17 protein-coding genes are annotated in these 22569 nt (G+C 53.9%); 11 read left to right on the top strand and 6 right to left on the bottom strand.

Annotation, left to right across the window (positions count from 1 at the left end; translation table 11 throughout):
- Positions 1–261 precede the first annotated feature (261 nt).
- From LOC67_RS26740 to LOC67_RS26720, 5 genes are all read left to right on the top strand, one after another.
- The gene (locus tag LOC67_RS26740) at positions 262–2322 is read left to right on the top strand and encodes an efflux RND transporter periplasmic adaptor subunit (protein ID WP_230265915.1); all 2061 of its coding nucleotides are present in this window, start codon (positions 262–264) and stop codon (positions 2320–2322) included.
- A gap of 53 nt (positions 2323–2375) precedes the next feature.
- The gene (locus tag LOC67_RS26735; protein ID WP_230265914.1) at positions 2376–3356 is read left to right on the top strand and encodes an efflux RND transporter periplasmic adaptor subunit; all 981 of its coding nucleotides are present in this window, start codon (positions 2376–2378) and stop codon (positions 3354–3356) included.
- A 160-nt stretch (positions 3357–3516) separates the two neighbouring features.
- The gene (locus LOC67_RS26730) at positions 3517–5763 is read left to right on the top strand and encodes an HlyD family efflux transporter periplasmic adaptor subunit (RefSeq protein WP_230265913.1); all 2247 of its coding nucleotides are present in this window, start codon (positions 3517–3519) and stop codon (positions 5761–5763) included.
- Positions 5764–6055: 292 nt separating this feature from the next.
- Positions 6056–6451: a DUF3467 domain-containing protein gene (locus LOC67_RS26725; RefSeq protein ID WP_230265912.1), complete on the top strand. Its 396-nt coding sequence runs from the start codon at positions 6056–6058 to the stop codon at positions 6449–6451.
- Between the two features lie 134 nt (positions 6452–6585).
- On the top strand, positions 6586–7368 hold the full coding sequence (locus LOC67_RS26720; protein ID WP_230265911.1) for a creatininase family protein: 783 nt from the start codon (positions 6586–6588) through the stop codon (positions 7366–7368).
- A gap of 4 nt (positions 7369–7372) precedes the next feature.
- Here the strand turns inward: LOC67_RS26720 and LOC67_RS26715 are convergent, their stop codons facing one another.
- On the bottom strand, positions 7373–8665 hold the full coding sequence (locus LOC67_RS26715) for a sodium:calcium antiporter (protein WP_230265955.1): 1293 nt from the start codon (positions 8663–8665) through the stop codon (positions 7373–7375).
- A gap of 494 nt (positions 8666–9159) precedes the next feature.
- The gene (locus LOC67_RS26710) at positions 9160–10674 is read right to left on the bottom strand and encodes a sulfatase (protein ID WP_230265910.1); all 1515 of its coding nucleotides are present in this window, start codon (positions 10672–10674) and stop codon (positions 9160–9162) included.
- Between the two features lie 213 nt (positions 10675–10887).
- On the opposite strand from LOC67_RS26710, the gene LOC67_RS26705 reads away from it, so the two are divergent.
- Entirely contained in the window at positions 10888–12204 is a 1317-nt protein-coding gene (locus LOC67_RS26705; protein WP_230265909.1) for a hypothetical protein, read from the top strand.
- Between the two features lie 267 nt (positions 12205–12471).
- Positions 12472–13374 carry a hypothetical protein gene (locus tag LOC67_RS26700; RefSeq protein WP_230265908.1) on the top strand — a complete coding sequence of 301 codons (903 nt, stop codon included), beginning with the start codon at positions 12472–12474 and terminating at the stop codon, positions 13372–13374.
- 87 nt (positions 13375–13461) lie between these two features.
- Here the strand turns inward: LOC67_RS26700 and LOC67_RS26695 are convergent, their stop codons facing one another.
- The gene (locus LOC67_RS26695) at positions 13462–14379 is read right to left on the bottom strand and encodes a hypothetical protein (protein ID WP_230265907.1); all 918 of its coding nucleotides are present in this window, start codon (positions 14377–14379) and stop codon (positions 13462–13464) included.
- Between the two features lie 933 nt (positions 14380–15312).
- On the opposite strand from LOC67_RS26695, the gene LOC67_RS26690 reads away from it, so the two are divergent.
- Positions 15313–15534, top strand: coding sequence for a BON domain-containing protein (locus tag LOC67_RS26690; RefSeq protein WP_230265906.1), 222 nt, complete (start codon positions 15313–15315; stop codon positions 15532–15534).
- Between the two features lie 331 nt (positions 15535–15865).
- On the opposite strand, the gene LOC67_RS26685 is transcribed toward LOC67_RS26690, so the two are convergent.
- Positions 15866–16651, bottom strand: coding sequence for a YmdB family metallophosphoesterase (locus LOC67_RS26685; RefSeq protein ID WP_230265905.1), 786 nt, complete (start codon positions 16649–16651; stop codon positions 15866–15868).
- Positions 16652–17116: 465 nt separating this feature from the next.
- Between LOC67_RS26685 and LOC67_RS26680 the strand changes: the two genes are divergently transcribed.
- Positions 17117–18394 carry a glutamate-5-semialdehyde dehydrogenase gene (locus LOC67_RS26680; RefSeq protein WP_230265904.1) on the top strand — a complete coding sequence of 426 codons (1278 nt, stop codon included), beginning with the start codon at positions 17117–17119 and terminating at the stop codon, positions 18392–18394.
- Between the two features lie 442 nt (positions 18395–18836).
- On the top strand, positions 18837–19082 hold the full coding sequence (gene rpmA, locus LOC67_RS26675) for a 50S ribosomal protein L27 (protein WP_230265903.1): 246 nt from the start codon (positions 18837–18839) through the stop codon (positions 19080–19082).
- Between the two features lie 66 nt (positions 19083–19148).
- Here rpmA and LOC67_RS26670 read toward each other — a convergent pair whose 3' ends face one another.
- On the bottom strand, positions 19149–20171 hold the full coding sequence (locus LOC67_RS26670) for a serine/threonine protein kinase (protein WP_230265902.1): 1023 nt from the start codon (positions 20169–20171) through the stop codon (positions 19149–19151).
- Positions 20171–20485, bottom strand: coding sequence for a 50S ribosomal protein L21 (gene rplU / locus LOC67_RS26665; RefSeq protein ID WP_230265901.1), 315 nt, complete (start codon positions 20483–20485; stop codon positions 20171–20173). The genes LOC67_RS26670 and rplU overlap by 1 nt, the downstream gene beginning before the upstream one ends.
- Positions 20486–20930: 445 nt before the next feature.
- Between rplU and pgi the strand changes: the two genes are divergently transcribed.
- Positions 20931–22547 (top strand): glucose-6-phosphate isomerase, encoded by a 1617-nt coding sequence (gene pgi / locus LOC67_RS26660; RefSeq protein ID WP_230265900.1) that lies wholly within the window; start codon positions 20931–20933, stop codon positions 22545–22547.
- Positions 22548–22569 lie beyond the last annotated feature (22 nt).

Genomic DNA, 22569 nt, shown 5'->3' with positions numbered 1-22569 from the left:
TTTCGGCGTGCTGTCGTCTCGGTGGGGGGCTTTCATATTCCATGTGTGTGGACAATCATATACAAAGTGTATACGATGTCGAGGTTGAATCGCCAAAACCGGTACACGTTGTGGGGGCGGGCGGACAATCCGACCCGCCGTTTAAGGTCAACATGGATTCCTTAGGCCGAATTTACTACTGTCGCCCGACCGCCTAATTCCGGACGTAGTCTTGTACGCCTCGTCCCAGATTCATTTTCCTCGGAGTTCTACGTCAAATCGATGTCGGTCAATCAGCAAACGGTTGAAGAGACCAAGGCGCAGATTCGCGGGCTGGTCAACGAAATTGCCGCCCTCGCCAAGAGCGGCGCGACTGCGGACGAGTTCTATCCCGAGCTCTTGAGCCGAATCATTACAGCGTTGGCAGCTGCCGGTGGTGCGATTTGGTTGCTCGACGACGACAAGCAACTCAAGCTGCAATATCAAATCAATGCCGAGCCAGCGATTCTGGCTGACGATACCGAAGACTCGGTACGGCACTCCAGGTTGATCAATCGGGTTGCCAATGCTGGCCAATCTCTGTTGGTGCCACCGTACAGCGGTACGACGGATGGCGATGCCCAAGGCAACCCCACGCGATACTTGTTAGTGCTTGGTGCACTGGCTCATGATGGCCACAAAGATGGCTTGATCGAAGTTTTCCAGCGTCCGGACACGGCGCCCGAGACACAGCGGGGCTATCTGCGATTCCTCGAACAGATGTGTTCGTTGGCGGCAGAATGGCTTCGCAGCCAGAAACTGCGTTCGCTCGGTGATCGCCAGACGTTGTGGCAGCAGGCGGACTCGTTTGCACGTGCTGCTCATGAATCGCTTGATCTAAAAGAAACAGCCTATGTCATCGCCAATGAAGGTCGCCGGCTGATCGGTTGCGACCGCGTTAGCGTCGCCATCAAGAAAGGCCGCAATTGCAAGGTTGAAGCAATCAGTGGTCAGGACACGATCGAAAACCGCTCAAACATCGTCGCGGCGCTGAACAATTTGGCGACTCGGGTCTGCGCTGCCGGTGAGCCTCTGTATCACGACGGGGCGACCGAAGATTTGCCTCCACAAATCGAAGAGGCATTGGAAGATTATGTTGATCAATCCTACGGCCGAAACATCGCGGTCCTGCCGCTTCGTGAACCGATGCGAAAGCTCGGCGCCGAAGAAGAAACAGGTGCCGCTGGTGAGATCGACCGTGACAACGCTCACCGCGGTGAAGTCATCGGCGCTCTGATCGTCGAACAGATCGAAACCGACATCCCTCGTGAAATCTTTCGCCAGCGATGTGACTTGGTCTACGAACACGGCACACGAGCGATCGCGAACTCACAGTCGCACAGCAATCTGTTCATGATGCCGGTTTGGCGAGCACTAGGGCGTGCCTCGTGGATTTTGCGTGCACGCACATTGCCAAAGACACTGGGCATCATCGGTTTGATTTGTCTTCTGGCTTTGGGTCTGACGTTCATCCAAAAAGACTTCAACCTGTCAGCCGAAGGCACGTTGGAGCCCACCGTTCGACGTCAAATCTTTGCCAGTGTTGATGGCGAAGTCGTCGACGTTCTGGTGAAGCGAAATGATCTCGTGCAGAAAGGCCAGTTGCTGGTCGAACTTCGCAATCCGGAAATCGACATTCAACTCGAAGACCTGCAGGGACAAATCAGTACCACCAGTGCTGAACTTGCCAAGGTTATCGGACAGCAGCGAATCAGCCGGCGTGAAATGGATCGTGCCGATCTACTGGCACTTCAGGGACAAGAAGGCGAGCTTCGTACCAAGCTTGAATCGCTTGGTAAGAAGCGAGACCTGCAGATGAAGCGAAAAGAGGAGCTGCAGGTTCGCTCACCGATCGACGGGGTGGTCACGACCTTTGACGTGGAAAACACCCTACGCAGTCGACCGATCATGACCGGACAGGTTCTTTTGGAAGTTGCCGATTTGGATCAGCCATACGAGCTGAAAATCGCACTGCCCGAAAAACGCGAAGGTCACCTGGACCAATTCATCCGCGACAACAAGATCAGCGACGAGCTGAAAGTGACCTACATCATGCAGCTCGATCCGACGATGGATCCGCTAGAAGCATCGTTGCCGATCGGAAACATCTCGCCTCGGGCAGAAGCACATGAAGAACACGGCGCGATCATTGAAATGGAAGCGATTCCAGACGCCGCACCTCTGAAACAGATGGCGCCGCCTCCGGGTTCGAGTGTCCTTGCCAAGATCCATTGCGGTCGGCGAGCGAGCGGCTTCGTTTTCTTTCACGAGATCTGGGAATGGCTGTGCAAGTTCTTTTTCTAGGCCTTCGTCAGGCATCCCCCAAACCAACCACATCTCACGCTTTGACCAGAACAATGCTTCAACCACGCAACTCTATCCGCGGCATCGTTTTCGGCTGCTTGTTTGGGTTCGTCGCGATCGCATCGCTGACGTCTGTGCAAAATCAGGCGTCTGCCCAAAATCAGTACGAACTTCCGTCGCAGTTGTCGCCCAGCCAAGGTTCTTCGCAGTACGAGAACGGAATTCGGATCGGCGGTTGCATCGTTCAGTTCAACTACAAAACCAAAGTGCCGGCCAAAGCGGATGGACCTCTGACGGACTTGATGGTCGAAGAAGGCCAGCTGGTCAAGAAAGGCGACGTGATCGCGTTGGTCGATAATCGCCAGGCTGAATTGACGATGGAACTGAAGCTTCGCGAAGAGGTTGTGGCGAAGATCAAAGCGCAAGACCACATCAACTATCGTGATGCTGTTGCGACCGAAAAGATCGCGCGAGCGGAAGCCAAAGCATACGAAGAATTGTTCGACCAAAGCGCCGCGCCCTTTTGGGAAATGCGAAAGAAGCAAGCCGAAGCTGACCGCGCTCAGCTACGGATCGAGCTTGCCGAGCTGAACGAAAAGTCTGCGATGGCAGAGTACATGGTCAAACAAGCCGAAACGAGTTTGGCGAAATACGAGATCGAAATGCGGACCGTCCGCGCTGACTTTGACGCATTCGTCGAAAACCGATTCGCACAATTGGGTGAATGGGTGCAACGTGGCAGCCCGATCGTCGAACTGGTTCAGATGGACGAACTGCGAGTCGAAGGGGCAGTCGATGCACTCAGCTATGGCCGCAAATTGCGTCGTGGCCAATCCGCAAAGATCCGGATCGTTGTCGGCGGAACAGCTGACGAACCTGTGTTCGAAGAGTTCGACGCGACACTGGACTACATCAGTACCGAGTTGGACCTCAAGCAAGCCCATCGTGTTTGGGCCAAGATTAAAAATCGCAAAGTTGGCGACGACTGGTTGATCAAGCCGGGCATGGAAGCGGTCATGTACGTCAATCCGTAGTCAACCGGCTTGGTCACTACACATCAGCTTATTTAACCTCGTCTCCAACACCGTCCTTCGTCGCCTGCGGTTTGTCTGACATCTCGGCGGACGTAAACCACTTCGGACATCGAATCGCCTTTGGCGGTCATTGCAAATCGTTTCCCACTGACATTCCTTCATGGCCACACTTGCCGAATCACTCGTTAGCAGTTCGTCACGTCCGCTGACGGTGCGCAAACGACCGGATTTAGCGTCCAGTCGGCATCGCTATCAGGGAACGGGCTATTGGGTTTTAAAGGAGCCGGTCGGTCTGCAGTACTTTCGTTTCCACGACGAAGAGTACTTCATCCTGAACATGCTTGATGGGCACGTCAGCCTGCAGCAGATCAAAGACGGTTTTGAGCAGCGATTCGCGCCACAGAAAATCACCTTTGGTGACTTACAGCAATTCATCGGGATGCTGCACCGTAGTGGTTTGGTGATCAGCAATTCGCCAGGCCAAGGCAAGGCGCTTCGTCACCGCGGTCGAAAGAAAAAGAATAAAGAGACGTTGGGCAAGTTAGCCAACGTGTTCGCGCTTCGCTTTCGTGGATTCGATCCGGAAAAGATTCTCAACACAATCCTGCCGTGGTTCGGCTGGATCTTTACCGTTCCCGCGTTGTTCTTCTTTATCGGGTTATTGGGCGCCGCGTCGCTGCTCTTGGCGACTCAGTACGAGACGGTTTACTCGCGGCTTCCGACGTTCCAGCAATTCTTCGCTGCCGATCGATGGATCATCTTGGCCGCGACGATGGCGATCGTGAAGGTTCTGCACGAGTTTGGGCACGGACTGAGCTGTAAAAAGTTTGGCGGTGAATGTCACGAGATCGGCTTTATGCTGCTGGTCTTTACGCCGTGTCTGTACTGCAATGTGTCAGACTCGTGGATGTTGCCGAATAAATGGAAACGGGTTTGGATCGGCGCCGGCGGGATCTATGTCGAGATGATCTTGGCGTCGCTGGCCGCATTCGTTTGGTTCTTTACCGAATCAGGAACGACGGTCAACGACCTTTGTTTGAACATGATGTTCTTGAATGTGGTCAGTACCGTATTGGTCAACGGGAACCCGTTGCTGCGGTTTGACGGCTACTACATCTTGATGGACATGTTGGAGATTCCCAACCTCCGTCAAAAGAGCACCGAAGTTCTGAAGCGTTGGTTTCAGAAAACTTGTTTGGGGCTGGAATTACAAGACGATCCGTTCTTGCCCACACGCGGGAAATTCTGGTTCGCGATGTTTACCATCGCCAGCGTGATCTATCGTTGGGTCGTGGTGTTCTCGATTTGTTGGTTTGTCATCAAGGTGCTCGAGCCCTATGGCCTGGAAGTCATCGGACGGGCCGTCGCGGTTGTCGGTTTCTTTGGATTGGTCGCACAGCCTGTCATCCAAACTTGGAAATTTTGTCGTACTCCCGGGAGACTCTCAAAAGTGAAACGATTCAATGTGATGGTTTCGCTGGCCATTGTGTCGGTGGCTGTCGCGGCGGTCTGTTATATCCCGTTGCCACACCACGTTGATGCCGCGTTCGAAGTCCGTCCTAGCGAAGCCGGACGAGTCTATGCCGGCAGCAGCGGTCAAATCGTGTCCACGGTTGAACCCGGTCAATATGTCGAAGCCGGCCAGACGATCGCTGTGCTTAAGAATCCTGATCTGGAAATGCGGATGCAGGATTTGCAAATCGAAGAAGCGGTTGCCGAAACGACTTTGGAAAAGCTGAATCAACGACGAATCAGTGACCGATCACTGGCCGCGCTGATCGAAACCCAAGAAAAAATGTTGCAGGCGGTTCGGGAACTAAAACGCAAGACACAAGTCGAACTAGACCGATTGACCGTGGTCGCTCCGATTGAAGGAATCGTGATTCCTCCACCGAAGAAGCCGCTTCAAGGTGCCGAGTCGGGACAGTTACCAACCTGGTATGGGTCGCCATTGGATTCTCGCAACCGTGGTGCAACAGTCAGCGCCGAAGACTTGCTTTGCGAGATCGGCAACCCAGACGATTTCGAAGCGATTTTGGCGATCGACCAAGGCGACGTGCAATTGGTCAGCGTGGGGCAAGCGGTTGATATGAAGTTGGATTCCAGGCGACTGGAAACCTTTTCCGGAACCGTCGAAGAAATGGCAAGAGAACCGCTTCGCAATACGTCGACATCGATGTCTAGCCAGACCGGAAGTGACTTGCAAACCGAAATCGATCCCGCGACCGGACAGGTCAAACCGCGAAGTGTGACCTATCAAGCTCGTGTGCCTCTGGAAATCAATTCCGATAGCGATTTGCCGTTCCGACCCGGATATCGCGGTAGTGCCAAAGTTCACGTCGAAGACAAGTCGCTCGGTCAAAGGCTTTGGCGCGTGATTGCTAAAACGTTCAATTTTGAGTTTTAAACCGGTGGCGCAAATCGCGTCGCCAATGTCATCAGTTTCCCTTGTTAAACAGCGTGTTTTTCCTAGTTATCACATCTTCAATCTATTTAACTGCTGACGTTCACTGAATTACACAGCGGCGGTTTCCCGGATCACCTGGTGGCGGTAGGATGCGAAGTCTTACAACATCGCCTCGAGTGGTCATTGATGAGGGATTCTGCTCGCAAAACGATCTTTCCCTGTTTTGTGCGATCTGCCCCAAGTCGTTGGATCACGGTCGCGACCCTAACCCCTTTGTGGAGAATTTTCATCGATGGCTGATGAAGCAAAGAAACCTGAAGCTGCTGCACCTCCAGCTGAGCAAGCACAATCGCAACAACCCGTTCAGGTTCAAGTCAACGACGACAACGCACTGGCTACTTACGCTAACTTCTGCCGCGTCACCGGATCGCCTGAAGAGCTGATCGTTGACTTCGGTTTGAACCCACAACCGATCGGTGTACCTAAGGAGCCGATCGAAGTGAAGCAACGTATCATCGTTAACTTCTACACCGCAAAGCGTCTGTTGGCTGCTCTGCAAATGTCGATCGCTCGTCACGAAGCAGTCTTCGGCGTTTTGGAAACCGATATCAACAAACGAGTGCGTCCAGGCTTGACTCAACAAGCTGCTCCCGCACCTGCACCAGCACCCGCTGGTGAAAGCAAGTAACCCAAGCGTTACTGTTTGCGAACTAAGAACCGTGTGTCGAGTTGATCGGCGCGCGGTTTTTTTTATGTCCGCATTGCTGCGAAGCGGTTCCGCATTGGGTCTAATTCGGTGACTTTCAACGAAGGATGAATTCAATGCGACCATGGATCTTAGCTGAAACGAACTACGGCTTTGTTAAAGACTGCGCTTACGAAGTCGCCGTGTTACCGACTGGTGCGACCGAACCGCATAACTTGCATCTGCCCTACGGCACTGACACCTTTCAAGCGACGGAAATTGCCAGTCGCGCATGTGAAGTGGCATGGGAACGGGGGGCTCGCGTCGTCATGTTGCCGCCGATCCCCTATGGGACGGAAACGAACCAAGCCGAGTTTCCTCTGTCGATGAATCTGCACCCCTCGACACTGATGACGATCATTCGTGACTTGCTGCAGTCGCTTGTCGGCAGTGGTGTCAAGAAACTCTTGATCTTAAATAGCCACGGTGGCAACGAATTCAAACCAATGCTGCGTGAACTGGTTAATCAGACGCCTTGCAAAATGTTTTTGTGTGATTGGTTTCGAAGCATCTCCGCCGATATCCAAAAAGAAATCTTCACCGAGCCCGGAGATCACGCCGGTGAGATGGAGACGGCGCTAGGCTTGGCGTTCTTTCCAGAGTTTGTCGATCTAGATGACCAGGGAGATATCACTGCTGACGATGGCGCTGTGAAGCCGACTCGGTTTGAAGCTGTCAACGAGGGCTGGGTTTCGATCACCAGGCCATGGCATTTGCTAACCACAAACACAGGTTCAGGAAACCCGCATCCGGCAACTGCCGAAAAGGGTGAGCGGCTGATGGAGGTTCTTGTCAAGCGGCTTTCCGGGTTCTTAGTCGAGCTTGCCGAGAGTGATGTCGACGAGCGATTTCCGTTCTAAATGCCTATCCGATCGCGGGCAACTTTACCAAGATCTTCTGTAGCCACAGTGAGACCGATTCGGCGGTCGGCGATCCGATGGACAGCCCGATGATGTAGAGGACGAATACGATATAGATCGCCAATAGAACGAACGCTTTGCCCCGTCGCATTTCGACATACTCGATACCGGAACTGCTTCGTTGTTTCTTCCCTAGAAAGTAGACAAAGAAACCAACGATCGTCAGCAACAATAGGAGCAATCGCAGTTCGCCACTTTGTTCGGCGACCTCAGGCGACATCTCGATCGGCCCGTGGTAAATCGTGAACAAGAACAGCGGAAAGCCCAACGCGAAACAGATGTCGAAGATGTTGCTGCCCAATGCGTTCGCGACCGCGTCGTCGTAGTCACCATCAAGTGCATCGCGAACCGACATCACGGTATCGGGAACACTGGTCGCCATCGATGCAAAGATCACTGCGACGAACATCGCCGGCATCCCAATTCCGACCAACTCCATTCCGGCAAAGGTGTACGATGGATGGGCTTCGTTACCGGTACCCAGCCATTCACAAGCTTTGACCAGGAACCAGCAAGCGACGCCGATGATCGCGGTCGCTGTTAAAAGCAACGGCCAACCGTTCCAGGTCTCCTCACGGATTGCTTTCTGTTGCTTTTCTTTGACGAACATGCCTTCGAGGTCCAGCAGCGGGCCACCCGATAGCCAGTAAAACAGTTGACCGACCGGTCCCGACTGTGGTTCATCGTCTTCTGAAGATGAAGCGGCATCGCTGTGATCATCGCTGGGCTCTTCATTCGCCGATGCCGATTTCATTGACTTGATCATGTAGATCAGATAAGCGGCGTACATCCCCATCATGATCAGCCCTTGCCACCAATGAAGTTTCTCCCCATTGATCAACAAGATCAAAACGAATTCACAAACGATTAGCGATAGCCCGTCGCGAAGGATGACTTTTCGCGAAACGTTGACCGAGGTGACCTTCACGCCGGCCAGGACTGTTCCGATGACTGCCAGGATACATGTCGCCGGTATGATCATTCCGTTGAACAGGGCGCTGCCCGCAGTCGTCCCGATTCCCACAGCAAATCCGTCTTGGTCTGCAAGTACAAACAAGGCGATCAGCGTTGTGAATAGTTCGGGGATCGAGCTGGAAATCGCGTTGATCGTTCCACCGCGAACACCTTCGGATAGATTGCGGCCGATGTATTCCGAAGCGATTTCGAAGCCATCACAGGCACGCCAAATGATCAGACAGGCGAAGAAGATCAGAACTAGAGGAATTAGGATTCCTATCATCCGGGCAGGCTTTCTATATGGATATCGGGAAGGCAGATCGCATTCAGCTGGCGTCGTCGTTTGCCAATTGTGATTCGATAGCGTGCAACCGAGATTGGCTGGCTGTCGATGCAGTTTCTGCCGGAGGGGGCGTCAGGGGGGGCAACCAAGGCTGGTCGTCAATGGCTCACCAGGACGATGTGATCATCAGGACATGGTTTACCGCGTGCGGATTGTGGCACGGTTTTGGATTGGTCGCAATAAAGCCCCTGCTATTGGCCGCACTCGCGTCACTAACCGGTTTGTGTAGCGATTGTCGCGCCGAATGAGAAGGGTTCGAAAATCGAACCGCGGGGGCGCTGTTGTCGCAACAGACCAACTTCAGCCAGCCCCAGCAAAAACGTATCCGCTAAATTCACATGCCGAATAGACGAACACGGGTGGCGTGAACCGGCAGGTAAGAAGCTGATTTGCCGCGTTCGTCTTTTCAAGGATGTATCGGCCGGGACGGACTAGCGGGGGCCCGGCGAAAGCACATGGTCCGCACTACGGTCTTCACCTGGCGTGATGGCTCCTTCGGTATCGACCTGTTTTTTTCCTAGCCGATCACCCGTTTCGCGGTCGAACGTATCTGGGGAGATTTTTTCCGGAACGCTATCTCCGGTTTCGTCCATCCACTGGCTTAGCACCCCTGCGAGGCGTGCTTCCACTTCCGCGTATGCAGGATCCCCTTGGATGTTTTCCAGGTGATGAGGATCGTCGGCCGTCTTGAACAGCGCAGCCGAGGGACGGGGTGACAAGAAAACGTCCGCTTGCGATTTTGAAAGTTTGCCTTCGTCACGAAGTTTGCGAAGCTGTTGGTGTGACGGGCTGCGCACCGAATCGGCCGGACCTTGCCAAGGAAGGTCGACACGTTCGTTGATCAAATACAGGTATTCACCATCGCGGACGCTGCGTCCAAAAGCTTCGTAGTCGTGCCAGTTATGTTCGGAGAACGCATACTTGCGAATCGATGCGTCTGATGACTTGAAAAGGGGCTGCATCGCAACACCTTGCATCGTTTCAGGAATTTCACAACCGGCCGCCGTCAAAACGGTCGGCGCGATATCGATGACACTTACCAGCGAATTGGAATCGCTGCCGTAGGCGAATCCTTTAGGCCAAGACGTGACGAACGCGGTTTTCATTCCCGAATCATGAAGCCGAGTTTTTGCACGAGGAAACGGACGACCGTTGTCGGCGAGTACGAAGATCAGGGTGTTGTCAAAGATCCCTTCGCGACGAAGTTCATCAACAACGACACCAATTCGATAATCAAATCGAGTGACTTCATTGTAATAAGACGCCAGATCGGACCGAGTCTCGGGATCATCGGACAGAAACGGCGGCACGATCACATCTTCGGCACGATGCATCGGGCCGTACTTCGAGGGATCCCATTGCTTGTCGCCATCCCAGCCTCGATGCGCATCATAAGAGGCAAACCAAAAGAAGAATGGCTGATCTTTTGGGCGGTCTTTCAAAACTTTAAGCCAGTTGGCCGAGCCGGATGAATCACCAGGAACTCTTCCCGCGTCGACATGATCAAACGGTTTGGGCCGCGGTGATTCGCCGGGGCCAGGCTTCGTTGTTGTCATGTGGTGCTTTCCGGACAGCGCGGTGTAATAGCCGCTCTCACGAAGCACTTCGGGAAACCAAGGAAGGTGGACCGAAATCGGTTGATGTAGCTCCGCACCTTTTCCGTTGTTGTGCGGATACCGTCCGGTGACGATGCTGCTTCGTGACGGACTGCAACTGCTGGCTGTAAGGTAAGCGTTGTTAAATCGGATACCTTCAGATGCCAAGCGGTCAATATTCGGTGTGCGAGCGGCGCTGTTTCCGTAGCACCCGAAATCATTCCAGCTGACATCGTCCGCGATGAACAAGACCACATTGGGACGCTCGTCCGCATCGCATCTTGAATGGCCGACGGTCAGGGAAATGCCCAACGCGATCAGTGCTGTGAAGTGAAGCAAGGAGTTGTTCATTGATAGCATCAAGCGGACAGGAGGTGGGACTGGTTTGTTGTTCAACGCAATCGGCTGCGTTTTGTTGGTAAGGCCGTTCAGCACTTGAACCCGATAGCTTAGTTGCTAGGTTGGACGTTGTGGTGTTCTGTCCATGTCTCAAGTCGACTGGCCGTGTACCTAGGCATAGGTTTCTAGACGCACGCGTTTGACACGAATGCGAGGGATTCTGCGATGCCGAAGCTCGATCCGCAAACTCGTCTGCAGAATTCTGATTCCCAAGCGGCGGAGATCGACTTCGAAGTCCGCGCTAGCGAATCCGCACAGCGTTTGCTCGATCAGGCATCCACTATAGCAGTCGTGAGCAGCCATCTGGGGCGATCACTGCCGCTGCACCAGCATGTTTGTCGCTATCTGACACTCGCGATGCTGCATGCACGAATCACAGAACAGGTGTTGTTAGTCGCCGAAGGGTCTGCAATCGAAACATGGGCGATTCGGGCAGCCGAAACCTTTCGTGTTCCGTTTGTGAAAGTCAGTCTGAATGGTTCCATCAATCATCGTGATCGGTTGGGCAGACCGAGCCCATGGATCCATGTGAGTTGCGATAAACAGCTCGGTCGTGATCAAGTGCTGATCAATATGGCCGATCGAGTGGACTGTGTTTTTGTACGAGCCGGTGGGACGATCGAATCAGTGTTGCGGCAACGGCTAATTGAAAACCAGGACGCAACCGTTCGTATCGCGTCGCCATTGGCTGTTCATCCGCAATCGAGACGCTCCTACGAGCAATTGTTGGAGCTTGGCGCGGTCGGTTGGTACTGTCCACCTGCCAATCAGTCTGGCCGTGTTGTATCAGAAAGCAGCAACGAGTCTGATGCATTCGCAAAAGCAGAGGTTCTGGGATCGGAAGCATGCGATTTGGCATCCGACAAAACCGCTGAACGCGAATTGAGGTGGTGTACTGAAGATGATGGGCAATGGCTTGTGCACTGCACACGATCTTGCGTGGGGCCATGGCCCGGTGAATCGGTCAGCCAATACCAGGACTGGATGCTCTTAAATGATTCGCATCAAACGAACCACTACCGGGGAAGTTGTCTAGGGACGCTGCAGCGCATTCTTAAAATGCAGCGACTCGTTGGATCGGCGCTCACCAGTCATCAGGCTTTCCCCGTCGTTTGCTTTTCAGCTTGTCCATTGGCCGGGTTGCTGTCGCAGCGATGTTATCGACCTCACTTGCATCGCTGGGACTACGAACCCTATGGGATTGCGATTCGCAAGTCGGCCGCGGTCGATTTGGGATGCAAACCGGTGATCTATGGCGGCGCTTCGGTTCGCGACGACCTTCCTGGCGAACAGCTCTTTCGCTTTCAAGCCCAAGGTAAGACCTACGATTGGACTTCAGAATACGAGTGGCGGTTTTCCGGTGACGTCGATCTGACTCAATTTGACCATGACGACATACGCGTATTCGTTTCAAATCAGTCGGACAAGGATGCATTGCGGACTGATTTTAAAACCAGCGTCGTCGCATCACTGCTTGCCTGAAAAGGTCTCGCGACGACTACCGAATTCTGGCTGGTTGTTCCAGCACCCCATCCCCATGGCGGACTTCCCTTAGTCCAAGTGAACGCATTTTGAATGCTAGCAACTGGGAAGGTCTAGCGATAATTCCTCTGAAGATGCCCGCGACGGTTATCACACAGGTGATTCCACCCCAGGGTGAGTGAAAAATAGCGGTGCACATTCCGATGCAAACTTTCGATCGCATATAGATAGGCGACGATGTTTCTTTCGCTTGACTGGAGATCTCCAGTGTCAAACCCTTTGCGGAATGACCGCGTTTCTATAGTGGTGCCGCTCGAACGAGAAGCTCAGCTGTTCGAGGACACCTTGTTAAGTGTGTTGGAAAACGCCGACGAGGACTGTGAAGTGATCGCCGTGCACAACGGCACTTATGAAGACCCCTTTGATTTGGCGAGCGAGTTGGCCATTGTGACAGCCCGCTCAAACAGCTTGGTTGATTTGGTTCGTGATGCGTTCGATTCAACGACCGCTCCGCTGGTACATCTCGTGACGAGCGGGATGAAAGTTCAGGCCGGTTGGCTGCATGCGGCGATGGATCGCTTTGAAGACGATTCGATCGGTGCTATCGTTCCCTGCCAAGAACGTACACCGGTTTGTGCTGCGGGGTGGGAAGACACCAAGAGTCGACTTTGCCAGCCGGTGGATACACAAGCCGGCCCCGTCGATGGATTTTTTCTTGGCGGTGTGGTGCTGAGAAGACAGCTTCTTGGTGAATTGCTTGATGCTGTCGCCCCCGCATTGAATGACCCAATCGCCGTAGCTTACGCGTTTAGCGGACTGGTGCGTCGTTCGGGCTGGAAAATTCAGGCGGCCAAAGGGTTCAGTTTGCAAATGGAGAACGCCTTTGTCTCCGAAGATGTGTCCGACTTTGCCCGTGGTCAAACATTGGCTTCGATTGCCGCGCACCTATTCTCCGCGGCACGGGTGCCTTCGTTCGGGGCCAGCTTGAAAGACGTCTTTCTCGGCGAGAGTTCTTTCGGGGAAACTCTTGGGATGCGGAAGTACCGCGACAACCTCGCGGCGATTCGTCGATCAATCGACCCGGCATGCGTCTCAACTGCTGATGATGTGGCGCGTCGCGCACGACTGCAGCGGTTCGAAGCGGATACGCCGCTACGTCGGGCTGCCTAAGGCAAGGCCAACGTATTTTGCCAACTTAGATTCGAAAAAAAGCCGTTGTGGGAAAAGTCTCGCAGCGGCTTTTTTTGCGTTTTGTGATTAGATGAAAATGGATCGAGTGCCGAGATGCTGTTCGATTTGGATGCCGATCATTCGGACCACAAGATCGCCAGCCTCGCCATAGACGTTGGCCGCCGCGGTGCCTCCGATTTCATCAAGGTTTGGCGCGATCCACTTCGCAAGCGTCGTCAGCGACTCGCCTTCATTTGGGTGGCGGTGAATCTGGAGTTCATCGATGCCGCAGATAATGCATTCCTCGCCGGTGCGCCGGTCTGCCAGTCGCTGAACTGCATCGAGCATCAAGTCGATCGTTGCTGTAGGGGTGATTGCGGGTTTGCCGCCGATCGCTTCGCCCCAGACACTGTTCGCGAGGGGAACGTTGAAGTGTGCAGCCGCTGTGGGGATCTGTTCTGCAAACGGGGCGCTGCCATAACCGATGGAGGTCAGTTGCCCAAGTTTTGAACCTCGGAATAGGTGCCCAAGGAACATCACGGCGTTTTCGTCAATCGGCTCGATGGGCGATTGCTCGATAGCTTCGATTGCCTGCCGATCTGTAACGCTGTCGTTACTAGGGTCTGATGGCGAAAGGGAGTTCGGCGTTGGTTCGAACGTACACGTTGCATATCGTTTCGACGGTTCAATTAGCACGCCATCTTGATTTCGCAAGTCACAACAGAGATTCCAAGTCTGTCGGTGATGTGCATGATTTCCGACTTCAATCGCAAACGCGTCATCGCCGTAAGCCATCAATGGCGACTGCATTCGGATACCGGCGAGTGTCAGGTCACGATGCATCGGATCACTCGTGTGTTGCTTCAAAGCCACTTGTGCGATCAATTCGATTGCCAATGCCAAAGGCAGTGATGGGTAACCGTCAATGCGATACTCCAGCATGACCGGATGTTTCGCCGGGTCCAATGTGAAGGCTGTCGTGTGTCCATGAACAAAAGGTGTCATCTGTTATGACCCTGCAGGGATAAACCGTCTTGTTTCCATCAGATCATGAGGCTGATCCTTCATTTGGTCGATGGTCCACACAATGGTGGCTTATGCTTCAACCGGGAAAGACAAGATTGATGATCGTTGGAAGGTGCCGCTAGTGCTTCGTTCCAACTCGAATTTATGATTAGCCGTATGGCGTTAGCCACGGTTTGAGTGCAATAGCCGGGGCGAACGCCCATCGGCTGATGACCCGAACCCGTATTTTCATATCGAACGAAGCGCTAGTGATAGTGCGGCGCATAAAAAAAAGCCCCCGGTCCAGTACGAGATCCTAGGGGGGCGGAGGATTACGTGCTATCGGACCGGGAGCCGGTGGCTGGTTGGTTCGACTGGACAACCTGCATCCTTGCGGTCGCCGGTCGAACACTTGAATAAAGCCAACTTGAATGACCTCACGCGACTATCTGTGATCTCCATCTCATGATAATTCGCGAAGCGTCCGCAGCGACCAAAACAATGGTTTGTCATGGTGCCTGTGCAGGATCCCGCCAGTCATTTGGCTTGATCAACGACATGAAAAACAAGTGATCGAAGGATCGTTTGATTCCCTTGCCGCGATGGCCGGAGAATACGTGAGCCCTGCAGCAGGGGTCAAGGCAAATCGATTCGAACTGCTGAAATACTTTCTTGAATCTTTTTGCTATCAATGAATCAGACTCAAGAAAATAGATGCATGTGGTATTGTTTGCAGCGCCAACACTTGGTTGTTGGGTTAGAACAAAGACACGCTTTGTTGCAGTCACATGTGACGAACGTGAAACAACGAATCTTCAACCGTCAGAATTTACGGAAATCAATTGGTCCGTTTGGTTGATGTGTGAAATAGTTGTTGTGTGAAGAGTTATTGGGGCAGCCTCTTTTATTAAGCGAAAAGACTTCGGGCAAAAGATGGAAACTACGGACACAAAAGAAATCGCAGTGGCAGCGTCACAAGCTTTGGCCAGCAGTTCAGTACCTGAGTTGCGAACATTGCGCGTTGACGAACAAAGTGACGAACTTCAACTGCGCGGTAGCGTGCGAAGCTTTTATCACAAGCAACTTGCGCAAGAAGCGATCTTTCCGGTCGCATGTGGAAAGCAAGTTGTGAACTATGTCAGTGTGCAGAACTGATTGGGTTGGGCTGGTTGGCGCAACGCTCATTTGTGCACGATGCTAGTCAGAGAGCAGAGCGAAGACTCTGCCGTATCAAGCGAAACGCATTCTTTCGATGTGCTTCGGTGCATCCGGTGCGGTGAGCCTTTAGGTGGCTCCACCCAATTGCGGCCTCATGCGTTCGCTGCCGCCTGGCGATCATTGAAGCCATGGGATAAGTGAAACAATGCCGCTTTATCATGGGCTGTACTTGCGTCAGTTCGTGACGATCGCAGCGGCGTGTCGTTCGTCCCTCATTGATCCCGGGACTCTCTCACGGCGAGCGTGATCTCTGTGACTTATCTGCGACTCAGTTGACAACAACTCGCTGTTCAAAGCGGTTGATTGAGATCGCTCGTCCTTCATCGTCAGATTCGACGATGGCTCCGCAAAGCCGGACGTCGCCGGTCGCGACATGGAAGTGACACGGTTCTGCAGTGCGTGTTGTGTGTAATACGCGTTCGATGTCACGACCGATGATGCTTTCGTAGGGGCCGCACATTCCGACGTCGCATTGAAACGCGGTCGACGAAGGCAGGATGCAGCTATCGGCTGTGGGAACATGCGTGTGCGTTCCCAGGACCGCGGTGACTCGCCCATCCAGATATCTGGCTAGGCACTGCTTGTCGCTGGTCGCTTCGGCGTGGACGTCGACCAGGATGTGATCGGTATGTTCTTCCAGTTCTGACAGCACGTCGTCGACCGCTTCGAATGGGCAGTCCACCGGCTTCATAAAGACACGTCCCATTAGCGATATCAATCCCAGTGGCGGGCGCCCGGAACGTTTGATAAGCGTCCATCGCCGACCTGCCGCGCTGTGGGGATAGTTCGCCGGCTTGACGATCCGATCGCTTTTCTGCAGCGACGAAATGATTTCTTTGCGGCGAAAAATATGGTCGCCAAGGGTGACGCCATCGATTCCGTTGTCGATCAGCAGTTCGAATTGCTTGGGCATCAGGCCCGAGCCGTCGGATGCGTTTTCGGCGTTGGCGATGACATAGTCCAGGTCTCGTTCCTCGCGGATGCGTTGTACGTTTTGCAGGACCGCGTTCATCCCCGGTTTGCCGACGATATCACCGAGGAATAGAAACTTCATGGTGGTCGATTGACTCGCCGTGTTGGTGGAAAAGCAGTTTGGTAATCGGCCGAGATTGAAAATCGCAACTCGGAATTGGCCGTTCGGTTGGCATAGTTGCTGTCGGGAGCCTCGATGTCTCTTTGCCCGAGTGTTCGCCAAGCATTTCGGCTGCAGACGCCGCTAGGGGATCTGTGGGCAGCAGAAGGCTCAACCGTAACGGCGGCAAAGTTGGCCGTCAACGCTCGCGACACCTTCGTTAAGACAGATTGTAGGTGTTGCCACAATCCGCTGGGCAGAGAGAATAGTTCTGTTTACCGCGACTTGCCTCCGTTGTGCGGGTTCCCCGATCCGTAACAAGGATTGTGTCGCTGTCGTATTTCATCCGAGCAAAATCAACATCCGCCAGGCTCATCTGTGGTCCCGGTTGGAATGCTCCGCTGACAATGACTCCCTACTTCTTGTAGTTACAACACCCTGAGATCTATGAACACCGCAGCCACGACCACTGATCTAGCTGCCTATTGCGCCGAGACTGCACAAAATGCCAAGGAGGCATCAGCCCAGCTGGCAACTCTTGATACCGCCGTCAAAAACCGCTGGTTGAACGAATCCGCCGATGCATTGGTTGAGGCGGCGGAACGGATTATCAAAGCGAACGAAAATGACTTGCAAGCCGCGCCAGACTATGGCCTCAGTGATGCTGCAATCGATCGCTTGCGTTTGGACCGCGGACGAATCGAGTCGATCGCCACGGCACTTCGTGAAATCGCGATGTTGCCTGATCCGGTCGGCGAAGTCCTGGATGGGTTCACTCGGCCAGGTGGATTGCAGGTTATCAAAAAACGTGTGCCGCTGGGCGTGGTCTTCTTTATCTACGAAAGCCGTCCAAATGTCACCGCAGACGCGGCAGCGATTTGCGTTAAAAGCGGCAACGCGGTCATCCTTCGTGGCGGTAAGGAAGCGATCCACAGCAGCAAGGAAATCGTGCAGGTGATGTGCGAAGTTGCTGCTCGGTGTGGGCTTCCTGAGCATTCGGTGCAGTTGGTCGGGACCACCGATCGGGCTGCTGTGGGCGAGTTCCTGGCACTTGGCGAGCTAATCGATGTGGCGATCCCACGCGGTGGCGAAGGTTTGATTCGACGGGTGGCCGCGGAGGCAACGATGCCTGTGATCAAGCACTATGACGGGAACTGTCACGTCTATGTCGATGAGACCGCCGATATCGAGATGGCTGCCAAGATCGTAGAAAATGCAAAGTGTCAGCGGATGGGGGTCTGCAACGCATGCGAGTCTCTGTTGGTGCACGAATCGATCGCCGAGGCTGCTTTGCCGAAGATCGTTGAGAAGCTGCGGGCGCACTCGGTCGAGATTCGCGCCGACGAGCGGGCTCAAAAGTTAATCCCTGAGAGCGTCCCTGCGACCGAAGAGGATTGGGGGGCCGAGTACCTAGGCCCGATCATTAGCGTGGCAATCGTCGATTCGATTCAGCAAGCCGTTCGCCATATCAACAAATACAGTTCGCATCACACCGAAGCGATCGTGACCGGCACGCTGTCCGCGGCTGAGATCTTTACTGGTGGTGTGGACAGTTCATCCGTCATGGTCAATGCAAGCACCCGGTTTAACGACGGTGGCGTATTCGGATTGGGAGCCGAAATCGGAATCTCAACCGACAAATTCCACGCTCGCGGTCCATGTGGCCTGCGAGAGCTGACAACATACAAATACATCGTCAAAGGCAACGGCCACATTCGGACCTAGTGCTTCGTTTCAACTCGATTTTTGGATTAGCCGTATGGCGTTAGCCACGGTTTCAGTGCAGTAACCGGGGCTAATGCCCATCGGCTGATGACTCGAACCCGTGTTTTCATATGGAACGAAGCACTCGTCCCGTGTGGGCCGGGAGGTTTTCACCGCCAAAAGCCTGCGATTAAAGAATTCTGGCGTTTCTGTACGATGTAATCCACTGCGATAAAGTGGTTCAGGAGCCCCGTCGCCGTTCCCGTACTTGGGGAGAGCGATGCTCGAGAGGGGGCTGCGACCGCGTCTGTAGCGAATGGCGGCCCATTTTGACCGGGAATTACTGGTGCTTTCCCCCCGGATGCGTCTTGAATCGCCGGCGTTTCGGCGATATTCTCCTGGGCCCTAAAAAAACAAAACACATCTATTTATAGATCAACGCCCATTTCACCCACTTGGAACAATGGCACACAAGAAAGGACAAGGCTCAAGCCGCAACGGTCGTGATTCGAATGCTCAGCGTCGTGGCGTCAAGAAATTTGGTGGCGAAGCTGTGCGAGCAGGCAACATCCTGATCCGTCAGTGTGGCACGAAATGGCGTGCTGGACGCGGTGTAGGACAAGGAAACGATTACACCTTGTTCGCCCTGGTCGATGGCAATGTCATGTTCGACCAAAAGGGTCGCCGAATCAACGTTGTCTCTGCGTAATTGACGCGAGGCTAGTTCTTGGGGCCTGGCTGAGCTTTGCCTGGATGGGTTTTGCTCGCCGTCTTCTTAGGCCCCGGTGATGGACGCGATGGCGATCAGGGCAATGATTGCCCCAGCGATGATCGATGCTGCGATTGCCAAGCGGGTGCCGTTGATTTCCCGCGTTTCTGGTTCCAATCGCCTGCGAATTCGCTCGATCAGTTCTTTGCGGCCGGCGGGAAAAGTGTGTTCCTCTGCGGGTAGCAGTGCCTCACCATGGTCTTGTCGGTAGCTGTCAGCGACCTCAAGCATGGCGGCTTGGACTTGTCTGGCGTTGAAGGGTCGGTCGTCTGGTTTTTTGGCTAGTAGCTTCAGGATCACTTCTTCGACTTCGGCGGGGCAGTCTGCAAAGTCGCGTACCGATGGCGGTTTTTGTTTGAGGTGTTGGTCGAAGAGCTGTGCGTAGTTTTCGCCCAGGAAAACTTTTCGGCAGGTCAGCATTTCGAACATGCAGCAACCCAGGGCGTAGAGGTCTGCCTTGCCGGAGACGTTTCGGTCTGCGGTGATCTGTTCTGGGGCCATGTAGGCGTGCGTCCCGACGGTGACTTGGCCGACGGTCAGGTCGCCAGCGGTTAGGTCGCGTGCGATTCCGAAGTCGCCAAGTTTGACGATGCCGTCGGGTGTCAGGAACAGGTTGCTGGGTTTGAGATCCCGGTGGACGACGCCGTGGTTGTGCAGGCATTGCAGTGCGCTGCAGATTTGCCGCGAAATTTCGACCACGGCGGTCCAGTGCAGGGGCCCGCCGTTTTCCAGCAGGTCGGCAATGGTGCCGCCGGAGACGACTTCCATCGCATAGAAGAGTGTTTGGTCGCCATCGACGCGACCTCCACCAAGATATGCGACAACATTGGGGTGTCGCAGTCGCTCCATGATCGTCATCTCTCGCTTGAAGCGAGCGCGGATCAGGGTGTTTTGGCTGACTTTGGGGTGGAGCTTTTTCAGGGCGACTTGGCGCCCTGATTCTTTTTCCGTTGCCAGGTAGATCGTGCCAACGGTTCCGACGCCTAGGATATCGCCCAGCTCGTAATCAGTGAGCTGGTCGGAAGGCATTAGGCACCTGCGATATCGGTGATCTTAACGCGGGTGAAGAGTTGGCGGTGGCCAACACGGCTCTTGCTGTGCTTGCGACGGCGGAACTTTTGAACGTAAATCTTTTTGCCTTGCTTTGCTCCGACGACAGAAGCGGTCACGCTTGCTCCGTCGACGGTTGGAGCGCCAAGTTTCAGGCCCGAGTCGCCACCGACTGCAAGGACCTTTTCAAACTTCAGGCTTTCACCGGCGGGAGTTTCGCGGTAGTCCAGGTCAACTTCCATGCCTGGCTCGACGCGGTACTGGCGACCGCCGTCAACGATAATGGCGTACATTGATCTCGTTTATTTAACCGAGGACGTAATTTTGTTCGATTTCGGGCCCCAGAGTGTATCGGCCGACTGCAGGTGCGTACAGGGCTAATTCCGCTGTATTTTTTCGGGGAATCGGGCCCGATCAGCGGATTTCTGGTGTTTCCGGGGGGCTGGTGAATACTCGCCCGTGACTCGTGTCGGTATTTGTAACCGGTGAGGGGCTCTTTGTCATCTCGCAATCGCCTGTTTCCGATTTCGCGGCCCAATAGAATCGCATTTCGGATGAATCGCCGGTCGTTTCGTCATCACACGATGTCCGATTGCCTACCGTCCCCGGAATACCACCAGGTCGCTACACTGCAGACGCGATTGATGGCGGATATTTCAATCTATGGCATTTCGGGGCTGGATGGCCCTTTCTTTGACAGTCATTAACTCAGCAAATTTCTATCTCCGGGCGATATCGATGACCAGCTTGACTGACCAGACAGCATGGCAAAAGTTGACCACTCACCACGAGTCGATCAAAACCAAGCATCTGCGTGAGCTTTTTGAATCTGACGACCAACGCGGTCAAAAATTTTCCGTCGACGCCTGCGGTATTTTTCTCGACTATTCGAAGAACCGAATCACCGCCGAGACCATCGAGCTGTTGTTGGATCTTGCTCGCCAATCAAAGTTGGCTGAGCGAATCGAAGCGATGATGACTGGTGAGAAGATCAACATCACCGAAGATCGAGCCGTTTTGCATACCGCCCTGAGGGCGCCGCGTGATGCGGAGATTTTGGTTGATGGTGAAAACGTCGTTCCGGGTGTCCACGAAGTGCTCGACAAAATGGGCAGCTTTTGTGACGCCATCACCAGTGGAAAGTGGACCGGACACACGGGCAAGCAGATTCGCAACATTGTGAACGTCGGCATCGGTGGCTCGGATCTGGGGCCGGTGATGGCCTATGAGGCACTGAAGCATTATTCAAACCGTGACTTGACGTTCCGCTTTGTATCCAATGTTGATGGGACCGATTTTGCCGAGGCGACGCAGGATCTTTGTCCTGAAGAGACGCTGTTTATCATCGCGTCAAAAACATTCACGACTCAGGAAACGATGACCAATGCCCATTCGGCACGAGATTGGTTGTTGGAAAACCTAAAGGCCGATCAAACGGCCGTCGCCAAGCACTTCGTCGCGTTGTCAACAAACGCCGATGAGGTTTCAAAGTTCGGAATCGACACCGACAACATGTTCGGTTTTTGGGATTGGGTCGGTGGCCGCTATTCGATGGACAGCGCGATCGGCTTGTCGACAATGTTGGCCATCGGACCGGATGGCTTCCGTGAAATGTTGGCCGGGTTTCATGAAATGGACCAGCACTATCGCACCGCGCCGCTGGACAAAAACTTGCCGGTGCTGCTTGGCTTGCTAACCGTCTGGTACACAGACTTCTTCGGATCGCAAACCACGGCGGTGCTTCCCTATGATCAGTACCTGAAGCGTTTCCCTGCTTACCTGCAGCAGTTGACGATGGAAAGCAATGGTAAGTCGGTCACGCTTGCCGGAGACCGTGTCGACTATGACACGAGTCCGATTTACTGGGGCGAGCCCGGAACCAACGGGCAGCACTCGTTCTATCAGTTGATCCACCAGGGAACCCATTTGATCCCTTGTGACTTCATCGCGTTTGCCAAGTCGCTGAACCCGTTGGGCGACCATCATGACAAGCTGACCGCCAATGTGTTTGCGCAAGGTGAGGCTTTGGCGATGGGGAAAACCAAGCAACAGGTGCTCGACGAAGGCACAGCCGAAGAGCTGGCCTCACACCGAGTTTTCGAAGGCAATCGTCCATCAAATACTCTGCTGATCGAAAAGTTGACGCCAGCTGTTCTGGGTAAGTTGGTCGCCCTTTACGAGCACAGTGTTTACACACAGGGTGTCATTTGGCAGGTCAACCCCTTTGATCAATGGGGCGTCGAGCTGGGCAAGGTTCTGGCCAAGAAGATCGTCCCGGAATTGCAATCTGACGACGACCTACAGCACGACAGCAGTACCAATCAATTGATCGAGCGATATCGCAAAATGAAGTAACCACGTGCTCGCCGCGTCAGTC

It is taken from the genome of Stieleria sp. JC731 (assembly GCF_020966635.1).
In the GTDB taxonomy this organism is placed as follows: Bacteria; Planctomycetota; Planctomycetia; order Pirellulales; family Pirellulaceae; genus Stieleria.
Note: the sequence above shows the minus strand (reverse complement) of the source record. Positions and strands in the feature narration are given on the sequence as shown.

Coding starts and splice junctions, on each gene's coding strand:
- LOC67_RS26680 (WP_230265904.1), top strand. CDS start 17,117: ATGAACACCGCAGCCACGACCACTGATCTAGCTGCCTATTGCGCCGAG.
- LOC67_RS26670 (WP_230265902.1), bottom strand. CDS start 20,171: ATGCCTTCCGACCAGCTCACTGATTACGAGCTGGGCGATATCCTAGGC.
- LOC67_RS26730 (WP_230265913.1), top strand. CDS start 3,517: ATGGCCACACTTGCCGAATCACTCGTTAGCAGTTCGTCACGTCCGCTG.
- rpmA (WP_230265903.1), top strand. CDS start 18,837: ATGGCACACAAGAAAGGACAAGGCTCAAGCCGCAACGGTCGTGATTCG.
- LOC67_RS26685 (WP_230265905.1), bottom strand. CDS start 16,651: ATGAAGTTTCTATTCCTCGGTGATATCGTCGGCAAACCGGGGATGAAC.
- LOC67_RS26690 (WP_230265906.1), top strand. CDS start 15,313: ATGGAAACTACGGACACAAAAGAAATCGCAGTGGCAGCGTCACAAGCT.
- pgi (WP_230265900.1), top strand. CDS start 20,931: ATGACCAGCTTGACTGACCAGACAGCATGGCAAAAGTTGACCACTCAC.
- LOC67_RS26735 (WP_230265914.1), top strand. CDS start 2,376: ATGCTTCAACCACGCAACTCTATCCGCGGCATCGTTTTCGGCTGCTTG.
- LOC67_RS26725 (WP_230265912.1), top strand. CDS start 6,056: ATGGCTGATGAAGCAAAGAAACCTGAAGCTGCTGCACCTCCAGCTGAG.
- LOC67_RS26710 (WP_230265910.1), bottom strand. CDS start 10,674: ATGAACAACTCCTTGCTTCACTTCACAGCACTGATCGCGTTGGGCATT.
- rplU (WP_230265901.1), bottom strand. CDS start 20,485: ATGTACGCCATTATCGTTGACGGCGGTCGCCAGTACCGCGTCGAGCCA.
- LOC67_RS26720 (WP_230265911.1), top strand. CDS start 6,586: ATGCGACCATGGATCTTAGCTGAAACGAACTACGGCTTTGTTAAAGAC.
- LOC67_RS26705 (WP_230265909.1), top strand. CDS start 10,888: ATGCCGAAGCTCGATCCGCAAACTCGTCTGCAGAATTCTGATTCCCAA.
- LOC67_RS26695 (WP_230265907.1), bottom strand. CDS start 14,379: ATGACACCTTTTGTTCATGGACACACGACAGCCTTCACATTGGACCCG.
- LOC67_RS26740 (WP_230265915.1), top strand. CDS start 262: ATGTCGGTCAATCAGCAAACGGTTGAAGAGACCAAGGCGCAGATTCGC.